Annotated in this window: 4 protein-coding genes; all 4 read left to right on the top strand. The window is 53.7% G+C overall.

Going from position 1 to position 4,201, the window contains the following annotated elements; translation table 11 throughout:
• The coding region (locus PHQ58_RS23400; protein WP_300116287.1) for a DUF932 domain-containing protein at positions 1–635 on the top strand (635 nt) is incomplete at its 5' end.
• 117 nt (positions 636–752) lie between these two features.
• Positions 753–1,763 carry a lambda-exonuclease family protein gene (locus tag PHQ58_RS23395; protein ID WP_300116285.1) on the top strand — a complete coding sequence of 337 codons (1,011 nt, stop codon included), beginning with the start codon at positions 753–755 and terminating at the stop codon, positions 1,761–1,763.
• A gap of 101 nt (positions 1,764–1,864) precedes the next feature.
• Positions 1,865–2,878 (top strand): phage capsid protein, encoded by a 1,014-nt coding sequence (locus tag PHQ58_RS23390; RefSeq protein WP_300116282.1) that lies wholly within the window; start codon positions 1,865–1,867, stop codon positions 2,876–2,878.
• 413 nt (positions 2,879–3,291) lie between these two features.
• Entirely contained in the window at positions 3,292–3,822 is a 531-nt protein-coding gene (locus PHQ58_RS23385; RefSeq protein WP_300116279.1) for a hypothetical protein, read from the top strand.
• The last annotated feature ends 379 nt before the right edge of the window (positions 3,823–4,201 follow it).

Here is a 4,201-nt window from a genome sequence, read left to right as displayed (position 1 = left end):
GCGTACTCAAAGACGGCAAGAAATTCTGGGCATTGGCTAAAACCGGCAAAGAAGCAACCCTTAAAGGCAATGATGTCGTCAAAGGCTACATCCTGCTGGCCACCAGTTGTGATGGCACATTGGCCACCACGGCTACACCCACCACCATCCGAGTTGTTTGCAACAACACCTTAACCGTGGCCTTGAATGGAGCCAGTAGCGCTATCAAAGTACCGCACAGCACCAACTTTGATCCTCAAGCGGTGAAGAAACAACTCGGTATTGCCGTCTCGCAATGGGACAGCTTCATGTACCGCATGAAAACCCTGTCAGAGCGCAAAGTCAAAAGCCACGAGTCCATGAACTACTTTCTCAAAGTCCTGTGCCAGACCGACAACCAAGTCGATCCGGCGCAGGGCCTGATGAATGAGCGGGCCTTGAAGAAAGTCCAAGCCATGTACGAAGGACAAGGTCATGGTGCTGAACTGGCCTCAGCCTCTGGCACGGCCTGGGGCCTCTTGAATGCAGTCACCGAATTCGTTGATCACGAAAAACGTGCCCGCAGTCAGGAAAACCGACTAGACAGCGCCTGGTTCGGACAAGGCGCGGTACTCAAACAACGGGCACTGGACTATGCCCTGCAAATGGCAGCATGAACCCAGCATCAACACCCACACGCAAACCACGCTCAGTCTTTGGATTGACCGGGGTTTTTTGTTGGTGCTTCGCGCAATTGAACCCAACACCACTCCCCAACCTGAAAGGAGCCCATCATGGCCAATGCTATGCCAACATCTCGGGCTAACAAGCCCATCGGTACACAGCCAGCACTCAAGCTGGTCAAAACCAACCATCTTGACCGTGACGAATGGCTCACCGTCAGAAAACGTGGAATCGGCAGCTCAGATGCCGCCGCCGCTGTGGGGCTCAACCCCTACAAATCGCAACTCGAACTGTGGATGGAGAAGACCGGCCGGGACGGCAACCTGCCCAAAACCGATCCCAATGATGAAACCAGCCCGATGTATTGGGGCACTTTGCTGGAAAGCATTGTGGCTGCCCATTACACCAAACGCTCGGGGCACAAAGTCCGGCGCATCAATGCGGTGTTGCAGCATCCCCAAGAACCCTGGATGCTGGCCAATATCGACCGGGAAGTGACTGGTACAGCCGATGTGCAGATTCTGGAATGTAAAACTGCTGGCTTGCAAGGCTCATTTCTCTGGCGCGAGGGTGTGCCGGAATACGTTCAATTGCAAGTCATGCACCAGTTGGCCGTCACCGGCAAGCAGTGTGCTGACGTGGCGGTGCTGATCTGTGGCCAAGACCTCCAGATTCACCGCATCCAACGCGATGAAGCCATGATCGCCAAGTTGATTGAATTGGAACGGGCCTTCTGGCACTACGTTGAAACCGACACGGAACCGCCAGCGGATGGCTCTGAATCGGCGGATGTGGCTTTGCGTTGCCTGTACCCCAAAGACAGCGGCTCCACCCTTGATCTGTCCGATGACTTGGAAATGTCAGCCGTGTTCTCTGACCTGTTGGCTGTGCGAGAGGTGTTGAGCACCCAGGTGACGCTGGAGGCTCAATTGAAACAGCGCATCCAGCAACGCATGGGGGATGCCGCCAAAGTGGTGTTTCAAACCGGGAACATCACCTGGAAGCGCAGCAAGGATGGCGCTGGGCTGGACACCATCAAATTGCTGCAAGAGCAACCTGATTTGTTGCAGCACTACAGCTTGGTCAAGCCGGGCTCCAGGCGGTTTCTGGTCAATACCTGAGCAAAGCCAATCCGACTTTACGCAACTCAACTCAACCATTCAGCCCCACACCGGACTCTTCCGTGTGGGGCTTTCTTATTTCTATTGGAAAGGATTCCATCATGCTCAAAGGTTTGGCTTTAACGCCACCCATCATTGGCCGTATTGCCATAGGCAAAGTGGTCGAGAAGAACGGCAAGCGTCTGCCCGAGAAAGACGATGAATTCACCGTCACCAGCCAGGTGCAAAGCAAAGACGGCTGGGTCAATCACCCCATGGATGAAACTTTGCGCAAAGGAGGCAGCACCAAGCTGCGCAATATTCCGATTCGCTTGTTGTTCGATGACCCTGATCTGAACCTGCGTGCCAATTACAGTTTGTTTGACCGTCAAACGGGTAGACCGCTGTGTGTGGGCAATGGGGAGACTTGCAGGCGCTCATTGGCTGCAGGTGTGCAGACACTGCCTTGTCCCTCACCTGAAGCCTGTGATCTAGCCAAAGGGGGATTCTGTAAACCCTACGGACGCTTGAATGTGCGCATTGGTGAAGACGATGAGCTGGGCTCGTTTGTGTTTCGCACCACCGGGTTCAATTCAATTCGCACCTTGTCGGCACGTCTGAGTTATTTCCATGCCGTGTCTGGTGGGCAACTCTCCACACTGCCGCTGGAACTGCGTCTGCGGGGCAAGTCCACGACCCAGTCACACCGGGCACAGATTTACTACGTGGATTTGACCATCAAGACCGGCATGACGATGGCTGAGGCGATTGCCAGTGCCAAAGCGGAGAGTGAGTTGCGCAAGGCGTCTGGTTTTAACCAAGCTGCTTTAGACGAAGCCGCACGACAGGGTTTTGCAGCTGGGGCGTTTGAAGAGTCTGAGGAAGATGGTGCTGCTGTGGTGGAGGAGTTTTTCCCGGCTGAATTTGACAGTGAGTTTGACGGTCAGTCAACTGGCTATTCCTCACAGGGTCATTCGGAGGGAGGCCGTGCGGTAAGCAATAGCAGTGCACCACCCAACGGCATCAAGGCTGGCCTGGCTGAAAAGCTGAACCAGAAAGCAGTGCTGATGAATGGCCATGGGGCGGCAGTGTCAGTCAACCAGTTGTCTCGTCAGGCATCACATGGGCGGGCGTAAAGGTGAGAGCGGGGTTACTGGCGGTGGCATAGACAGGTATTCAGAGACCAGCAGCAGATCACACGCCGATGTCATTTTGTTTCAGCGTATCAGTGGCGGCTGGGAATACCGATACACCAGCGAATGTGACACCTAGAGTGCGTTTGACTATGACTCTGCACAGGCCCGAGCCCTATTGAAACGACAACTTGGCTGGGATCGTCAGCGTTTCGACAGAGCGCAATTTCGGCGGTTTTGAAATACCGGCCTTCAACCAACACCACAAAGCCCCGCTAGTCGGGGTTTTTTAGTGTCCTGCTGCAAGGCATCACTGAGCCTGGCAATCAGGCCGTGGCGATTTTTCTGTTTCCTTGGTCACGTATACAAAGTTGGAAACAGATTCTCTTTAACCCATCGAATTGAAAGGAGACGACATGAAGCAATCCCTCAAAACAGAGATTGTGATTCCCACCTGGGATGGGCGAACCGGGCCGGGTTATTGGGGTGACCAAGATTACACCGGTTATGAAAACCGAAGCACCTCGTTTGGGGTGTTGTTTCGTGGTGTGGTGGCGGGGGAGAGCCACAGCAGTATGAACACCTATTGCCGGGCCATTGGGGACATTGGGTTGTATGTCTATGTCAGTCTGGACGCAACTGTCAGTATTGATCTGCGTCTGCATGATGCAGGGTCACTGACTTTGATGGACAGTGTTCAGCGGGTCAAGGTGTTGAAACGCTTGTTTGTCAAAGGCAAGGGCTATCGGTTCAGCGACTTTGCGCGGGAGACCGATGTGTTTACGGAGCTGACCAAGGCACTGGCTGCGCTGGGAATCAAGCGGGGCATGGCGTATCACGGGATCAATGAGGCCGAGACGTTTGAGCCGGGTGGGATTGTGATTAAGCGGATTTCGGACTGTGTGCAGGAGCGGCTTGATCGGATGAGGCAAAGGCAAGTTGCTTGAAGCTGCTGTGCCGCACCCTTTGGGGTGTGGTGCAGTAGGTGTGCGTTATTTTCTTGTTTGAAATGGTGGATTCGTCATTGCTTCGTGTCTTTCAAATTTTTTTACAGATACCTCCCCGTCAGAATTTACCCTGTCGCTCCGGTCTTTCTGTCGTATGGATTGAGCGTCTTGGAGTACCCAAAAGGTGTGTCAGCATTGAGTGCCAACTGGGTTTGTTTAGCCACTTTTTAAATGGCAGCGTATGTGGCTCAACAGAGTGAACCGCATTCACTTGCGTTTAAGAATAAGTGAGTTTGTGGTGCGAGAGACTTCTCTATACCCGCGCAACTTAGTGAGCGCACCGACACCTCCTGCAGCAACGGCAATTGCAATTGCCGAA

The sequence above is a fragment of the Rhodoferax sp. genome, from assembly GCF_028688795.1.
Lineage (GTDB): Bacteria > Pseudomonadota > Gammaproteobacteria > Burkholderiales > Burkholderiaceae_C > Rhodoferax.
The sequence above is the reverse complement of the archived record's forward strand: the minus strand, read 5'-3'. Positions and strand labels throughout refer to the sequence as shown.